Annotated in this window: 7 protein-coding genes; 6 read left to right on the forward strand and 1 reads right to left on the reverse strand. The window is 48.4% G+C overall.

Translation table 11 applies throughout. From position 1 onward, the window contains the following. Positions 1-826: 826 nt before the first annotated feature. The 5 genes from RH949_RS09225 to RH949_RS09245 all read left to right on the forward strand — a co-directional run bounded on the left by RH949_RS09225 (position 827) and on the right by RH949_RS09245 (position 5,247). On the forward strand, positions 827-1,852 hold the full coding sequence (locus tag RH949_RS09225; RefSeq protein WP_446352652.1) for a cytochrome c oxidase subunit II: 1,026 nt from the start codon (positions 827-829) through the stop codon (positions 1,850-1,852). A gap of 66 nt (positions 1,853-1,918) precedes the next feature. Next, positions 1,919-3,604 (forward strand): cytochrome c oxidase subunit I, encoded by a 1,686-nt coding sequence (gene ctaD / locus RH949_RS09230; protein ID WP_446352653.1) that lies wholly within the window; start codon positions 1,919-1,921, stop codon positions 3,602-3,604. A 64-nt stretch (positions 3,605-3,668) separates the two neighbouring features. Next, positions 3,669-4,301, forward strand: coding sequence for a cytochrome c oxidase subunit 3 (locus RH949_RS09235; protein ID WP_446352654.1), 633 nt, complete (start codon positions 3,669-3,671; stop codon positions 4,299-4,301). Between the two features lie 335 nt (positions 4,302-4,636). After that, complete coding sequence (locus tag RH949_RS09240) at positions 4,637-4,870, forward strand: hypothetical protein (protein ID WP_044208174.1); 234 nt, start codon at positions 4,637-4,639, stop codon at positions 4,868-4,870. Continuing rightward, positions 4,867-5,247 (forward strand): PIN domain-containing protein, encoded by a 381-nt coding sequence (locus RH949_RS09245; RefSeq protein ID WP_006102158.1) that lies wholly within the window; start codon positions 4,867-4,869, stop codon positions 5,245-5,247. The genes RH949_RS09240 and RH949_RS09245 overlap by 4 nt, the downstream gene beginning before the upstream one ends. A 57-nt stretch (positions 5,248-5,304) precedes the next feature. On the opposite strand, the gene RH949_RS09250 is transcribed toward RH949_RS09245, so the two are convergent. Next, positions 5,305-5,448: a hypothetical protein gene (locus tag RH949_RS09250; protein ID WP_446352655.1), complete on the reverse strand. Its 144-nt coding sequence runs from the start codon at positions 5,446-5,448 to the stop codon at positions 5,305-5,307. A 399-nt stretch (positions 5,449-5,847) separates the two neighbouring features. On the opposite strand from RH949_RS09250, the gene RH949_RS09255 reads away from it, so the two are divergent. After that, complete coding sequence (locus RH949_RS09255) at positions 5,848-6,744, forward strand: DUF4384 domain-containing protein (protein WP_446352656.1); 897 nt, start codon at positions 5,848-5,850, stop codon at positions 6,742-6,744. Positions 6,745-7,625: the final 881 nt, after the last annotated feature.

Genomic DNA, 7,625 nt, shown 5'->3' on the forward strand with positions numbered 1-7,625 from the left:
AATCAACACTCACCCGATTAATTTATTGGTCATTTCTGTACCGACAATGACCCGCCTATCCATCCCGACACCAACCTGGGTTGTTACTGAGCCTGTCGAAGTACAGGTATGGTGTGGGGCTTCCGGCGAACAGAGCTAAAAAATTCTTTAATGCAACGGTTTAATCCACCCTGGTTTGTTTTATCGTGCCATTAGATCGGTAAAGTTACCATCCACGATAAAAGGTTACGTGGGGATCGTCATTCGTCATACTCGCGTAAGCGAGAAGCAAGCTACGTCATTCGTCCTTTGCTTCCCCAGCTTCCCCTCACCACAACACTTATTCAGCAACCCCTAGTTAGGTGGGTGGATATAAACCTAACTCTATTAAGTCTAGAAATCTGTGTAGGGGCGGGTTTAGGGACAACATTAATGGAGTAACCAATAACCTTTGTACAAAACCTGCCCTGCCCCACCCTTTCACCCCGATATTGTTTATGTGCGATCGCGGTTGGGAATCTAATCGGTTTTGTTGTCCGGTTTTGGATTAATTGATTGCCTTGCGCTGGGGGAGTGGGAGGGTTTTATTCTTAAGTGAGGAGGGCGGGTTTTGTTGTTCCGTTATTGGTGGATATTTGAATTGATTCCCTAAACCCGCCCCTACATCTAATTTGGACTCAGCACCCCTGCACCCCTGCACCCCTGCACCCCTGCACCGGAATCCCTTCTCCAAACAAGCGCTATCAGATAACGAAATGTGAATTAGGATCGATGATAGTCAAGATAGAATCAGACAGCGACTTCACCCAACCTGGGTGGAGCTCTGCTGCTGCCGAGGAGATAAGCTATGGAAAACGAAAAAGTACCAACTACTATTATCACGCTGACCGCCGGTGTCGTTATCACCCTGGTCAGTTTGTGGGTTGGTCAAAACCACGGCTTGATGCCAGAACAGGCATCAGAACAAGCGCCGTTAGTCGATGACTTTTTTGACGTGATGATGACTATCGGCACCGCCCTGTTTTTGGTCGTCGAAGGGGCGATTGTGATTGCCATGATTCGATTTCGGCGACGCGAGGGGGATGATACGGATGCTGAACCCATCATCGGTAATTTGCCCTTAGAAGCCTTTTGGACAGCCATTCCTGCCATTATCGTGATTGGACTAGGGATCTACAGCGTCGAAGTTTATCGAGATATGGGCGGTTTTGAACCCGCGCATCACTTGGTGGCTAAAGCTGATACCCCAGCCCATATTGCAAGTATGCCCGGAAGTGCGATCGCAGCCCCTTTAGTGGCTGATGCGGAGGGGATGGAGTCCGATGAAGCAGCAGCATCCAAGGGCGCTAAATACGGCTTTGGCGCAGCCCCACAACGGGAAGGACAGGCGGCTGACTTGGTGGTGAATGTCACTGGGTTGCAGTTTGCTTGGATCTTTAACTATGCCGATAGTGGTGTGGTTGCTGGTGAACTCCATGTTCCCGTTGGCAAAGACGTGCAACTGAATCTCTCCGCCCAAGATGTGATTCACTCCTTCTGGGTGCCTCAGTTCCGCCTGAAACAAGATGCGATTCCGGGTCAACCAACGGAACTGCGGTTTGTTGCCACAAAACCTGGAACCTATCCAGTGGTTTGTGCTGAACTCTGCGGCGGTTACCACGGCGCGATGCGAACCCAGCTTATTGTGCATACCCAAGAGGAGTATGACGCTTGGTTCGAGGAACATCAGATTGCCCAGCAGCAAAACCCGAATCAAACCGTTGCGGTGAACCCGGCTGATTTATCCGAGTCCGAGTTTCTGGAACCCTACACGACTAAGTTGGGCGTTGATGAAAAAACGTTAACCCAGTTACACTCAATGCATGAATCCTAAACAGAAGCCCATCACACTCCAGTTGTCCATCTGGACAGGCTGCTTTAGTTGTCACAAGAAATTCTGATGACCCAAACCGAAACTGCACCTCAATCTCAAGCCACTTCCCACAGTTCCCATCCAACGGCATGGAAGTGGTATGACTATTTCACGTTTAATGTTGACCATAAGGTCATTGGCATTCAATACCTAGTTACCTCGTTCGTGTTTTATTTGATCGGGGGATTAATGGCAGTCGCCATGCGAGCCGAACTGTATACCCCCGATGCCGATTTACTTGATCCCAATCTGTATAACGCTTTTCTGACCAATCACGGCACGATCATGATCTTTTTCTGGGTCGTTCCGGCTGCAATTGGGGGGTTTGGCAACTACCTGATCCCGCTGATGATTGGTGCTAGAGATATGGCATTCCCGAAACTGAATGCGATCGCCTTTTGGCTGGTTCCTCCAGCGGGGGCGCTGCTGTTAGGCAGTTTCTTTTTCGGCGGCGCTCAATCGGGGTGGACATCCTACCCCCCGTTGAGCCTGATTACTGCCAATACTGCTCAATCGATGTGGATTCTCAGCATTATCTTGGTGGGAACCTCCTCAATTTTGGGTTCGGTGAACTTTATCATCACCATCTTCAAAATGCGCGTTCCCAGTATGCGCTGGGATCAGATGCCGTTGTTCTGTTGGGCGATTTTAGCCACATCGATATTAGCCCTGTTTTCCACGCCCGTGTTAGCGGCTGGATTAACCCTGCTGTTATTTGATATCAACTTCGGCACTAGCTTCTTCCGTCCCGATGCTGGGGGGAATGTGGTGGTGTATCAGCACCTGTTCTGGTTCTACTCCCACCCGGCGGTGTATCTGATGATTCTGCCGATTTTCGGGATTATGTCGGAAGTGGTTCCGGTTCACGCCCGCAAACCGATCTTTGGCTATAAGGCGATCGCCTATTCATCCCTAGCCATCTGTATCGTCGGTCTATTCGTTTGGGTACACCACATGTTTACCAGTGGTACCCCGCCCTGGATGCGGATGTTCTTCACCATCTCCACGCTAATTGTGGCAGTCCCGACGGGGGTGAAAATCTTTAGCTGGGTGGCGACACTCTGGCAGGGAAAAATCCGCTACACCTCGGCAATGCTGTTTGCGATCGGTTTGTTAGGCATGTTTGTCTTGGGCGGACTCAGTGGCGTAACCCTGGGAACGGCACCCTTTGACATTCATGTCCACGATACCTACTACATTGTGGCGCACTTCCACTATGTTCTCTTTGGCGGTTCCGTGTTTGGTCTTTATGCCGGAATGTATCACTGGTTCCCCAAAATTACGGGTCGCATGTACAACGAAACCTGGGGAAAGGTTCACTTTGTTCTCACCTTTATTGGCGCGAATCTCACCTTCCTCCCTATGCATTCCTTGGGTTTGCAAGGAATGCCTCGCCGGGTTGCCATGTATGACCCCCAATTCACGGCAATTAATCAGCTTTGTACCTTCGGTGCAATTCTGTTAGGGTTCTCGGTGGTTCCCTTCGCCGTTAATCTGATCTGGAGCTGGATGTATGGACCCAAGGTGGGTGATAATCCCTGGGATGCCTTGACCCTGGAATGGACAACCAGTTCACCACCTGAAATCGAAAATTGGGAAGTCTTACCTGTATTAACCCATGGTCCTTATGCTTATGGCATGAATGGTCGCAATGGTAAAGGTCTCAATCCCAGTGCGCCGACATCGGGGGAACCTGCTGTAGAAGCGAAGTAAGGTTAATGTAGAGACGCGCCATGGCGCGTCTCTACGTGTAGATGGCGATAGTTAGGAAAATAGTATGCAAGGTTCAACCATTGACGAATATCAAGTCTCGCCTAATTCAGAACCCTCGGCTGAGGTAACTGTGGCGGCACATGAAGAACATCCCGATTATCGGGTTTTGGGGCTAATCGTCTTCCTCGCCTCTGAATCCCTGATGTTTGGCGGGATGTTTGCCTCATATTTAATCTACCGAGGCGTATCCGCAACCTGGCCCCCCGAAGGTACAGAGGTGGAACTCTTAGTTCCAGCGATTAACACGATTATTCTGGTATCGAGTAGTTTTGTCATCCATAACGGAGATGTGGCGATTAAAAAGAATAATATCTCCGGGATGCGGTTGTGGTATATCATTACCGCGATTATGGGCGTCATTTTCTTAGGCGGTCAGGTGTATGAATATCTCACATTGGGGTATGGTCTGACTACTAATGTGTTTTCTAACTGCTTTTATCTGATGACCGGATTCCACGGCTTGCACGTTACCGTGGGGGTTTTACTGATTCTCGGCGTCTTGTGGCGATCGCGTCGTCCCGGACATTACGGTGAAACCAAGCATGTTGGCATTGAAATGGCAGAAATTTATTGGCACTTTGTCGATATCATCTGGATTATTCTGTTTACCCTGCTTTACATCCTGACGCTGTTTTAAGTTAGGACTTACGCAAAGCCTTGATTTGTAGTGGCGTGACTCAACTAAAATGGTGCAATAGATTGGGTACGTAGTGAGGGCTTTAGCCCTCTCCAGCTAGGCTTTAGAGAACTAAAGTTCTCACTACAAACAAAGTCCTATTTGAGCTGTGTCAGTCCGCCATCGTGGGGAGAGCGTAGCGTAACGCACCTTGACCAACTTATGGCGGTGCTGCGTCAGTCCTGTAAGTGATGGTAGAGGCGTAGCATACTACGTCTCTACTAAAACCTATTTAAATTTGTATTCCCTGTTGCCTGTTGCCTTACCCCTTGAACAAACGTTCTTGAATCACAGCTATGACCTTACCAGAGCTACAGCGAGCTATTTACCAATTATCTGTTGAAGAGCAATTCGTTCTGCTGGAAACCTTAGTTCAAGCGTTGAAAGTTAGACACCCATCAAAATCGGAACGTCGTACCCTTGTTAATCAGCTACGAGGTTGTCTGAAAAAACCCGGTCAGCCAGTTCTAACCGATACAGATATTGAGTTGATGCGAGAAGACCGCTTAGTGGAGAAGTACCTCAAGTGAGAGTTCTTCTGGATACAAACATTATTCTCGATTTCTTTCTGGAACGGGAGCCATTTTTTCAGCTAGCTAGTGAAGTTTTTGAGGCAATTGCTGCCGAACGTATAGAAGGTTTAATTAGTGCATCCAGTGCAACGGATATTTTTTATATCTGTAAACGGCAGACACAAAATCTTGAACAAGCCAGACAAATCTTGACTCAAACGTTAACACTTTTGAGTGTCTGCCCTGTGGATTATACAGTTTTGAATACGGCTCTCAATTCCGGCTTAGTAGACTTTGAGGATGCTGTTCAAATAGCCTGTGCTGTTGCCCAGCAGGTAGATGCGATTGTCACCCGCAATCCCCAGGATTTTCAAACAACGGCAGCACCATTGTAGAGACGTTGCATGCAACGTCTCTACATAAATGATGTGTCCTAATAGCCATGGCGGTTGCTATAACGTTTTCGTGAAATAGGTTAGCGCTACGATAGCTAAAATGGTTACGCCACCATTAACCAGAAGGGTTTGGGAATTGGCGGGTAAAACGTCAGGTTGATTGGCTGTCATCGGAATTGTTGAGGTGTTTGTCGTTTTCATACTGTTGTCCTTTCTAGTTATTTCCTCTACGCTAGACCTGAAATGCTGGCAATAGTGTGGAAAAAAGTAGACTAAAATAGATTGATAAAACTGGGTTCACCCTCATCCCCTAACCCCTTCTCCCATCAAGGGAGAAGGGGAACCCGTTCCTAGTTCGTAGTTCGTAGTACGGGCTTTAGCCTGTTACAAGTCTCGCCGTCACCCCAACCCGTGTCTCTAAAACCAATTCCACCCACAAACCCTTCCCCCTTCACCAACCCATGTAGAGACGTTGCATGCAACGTCTCTACATGTTAACCGTTCCGGAAATAGAAGAATGTAGATCGAAGTAGAACCAGGGTTTCCAGTTCAATTTCCCCTATTTATAATCGGGGTAAAGCCACAGAATCGGTGACAATCATGAACCTACCGAATTATGACATCCATGAGGACGAATTCCTCAAAGCCATCGCCACTCGCCTCGGCTTATCTGGTAAAACCTGGGATGTATTTCTCGCCCGTTTCCAGGATAAAAATAGTAATGCTACGAATAAAGATATCGCCTTTTATCTAGAAGCTGAATTACTAGAAGGAACCCGTGATGGCTCAAATCCAGCCACCATTCTCCGCGACCATTTAATCGCCATTTGTGACAAATTTGAAGCCGAAGGCTGCGACTATCAGGGAAGCACTAAGGGGAAGTGGAAAATAGCCAAGCGCTATTTGCGCGAGGTTTTGTATCCAGATTGGGTGAAACAGCGCCGTCTCATTCCTCTCACCTGTGAGCAACTTTGGCAGGAACTTTGGGGACAAGCTACGCCAACCGATAAAATGCAGCCGATTTTGCTGAATGATAAATTGCAGCCTGTTTCATTAAATCCGAAGTTGTTAGGGTTAGAGATGGGAGAAGCGGAAATTGACGAAACTGCCCCAATATCGATTCCGTTAAACAGTAAAATTCGCTTAGACATCAATCTGGAACAGGCGGGCTATTTACTCCTATTAGAAAAAGGCACATCAGGGAAACTCTGGTGTTTATGTCCCTCTGGATTTGCATCAGAATGGCGACATTCAGGAGGAACGGTAACGTTACCTTTAGCTAGTTCCCGTCATCAGTATTTTAAATTAACAGGTTCGACAGGTTGGGAGGAAATCGTCGCAGTCATTACCCGGAATTTACCAAAGTTAGACTGGTTACCGAAACCAGGTGAACCTTTATTACAATTGCAGGAAGGGCATTTAACCGGGTTATTAGACTATTTAAAGGATGACCGCGACTGTCAATTGTGGCAGATGGCGTATCAGGTGACGAAGTAATTGAGGTTGGGGTGGTTGAGGAATTGTATCGGTGAGGCTCAAAGCGTCGTTCACGAGGCTCAGAGCGTCCTTTACCCACGCTATAAGCGTCATTGGCGAGGCTCAGAGCGTCCTTCACCCACGCTATAAGCGTCATTGGCGAGGCTCAGAGTGTCCTTTACCCACGCTCAAAGCGTCGTTCACGAGGCTCAGAGTGTCCTTTACCCACGCTATAAGCGTCATTCACGAGGCTCAGAGTGTCCTTCACCCACGCTATAAGCGTCATTGACGAGGCTCAGAGCGTCATTCGCGAGACTCGGAGACTCACGGGTGGGACTTTATAACTTTCACGGTATGTGGCGCAACGTGAATATTGATTGTGTAGGGGCGGGTTTCACCACTATCTTTTCGGTGACACCCGGATGTGACTAAACCCGCCCAGACGCGCCATGGTACGTCTCTACACCGTTTTCTAGACTTCCCGTGAAAAGTCAGATGAGATTTTGAGGCTATTGGTGTGGAAAAGGGCGCACGTCGGGAATGGGCGCACGTCGGTCATTGGTGTCAACTTAAGCTCAACCCCTCTCCCCCAGCCCCTCTCCCACGCCGGGGAGAGGGGAGCAAGAGCATCCGATTCCCCTTCTCCCGTGCAAAAAAAGCGAAGCATCCTCTGTCATCCCCCCTGCCAAAAAAGCGAAGCATCCTCTGTCATCCCCCCTGCCAAAAAAGCGAAGCATCCTCTGTCCTCCCCCCTCTTGTAGGGCAGGGCTAATTCATTGTGATGAGAGAAAATTAGGGCGACCAGGATTTAGGGTAAACTAAATCTTGCAACCAGAGTTTAATCGAGTCATTTGCTTGCTATGAAGGTCAATCTCCTGGAAGCCTTAACCCAAGTGCCAGAC

The organism is Coleofasciculus sp. A1-SPW-01 (assembly GCF_040217205.1).
Taxonomy (GTDB): domain Bacteria; phylum Cyanobacteriota; class Cyanobacteriia; order Cyanobacteriales; family Coleofasciculaceae; genus Coleofasciculus; species Coleofasciculus chthonoplastes_A.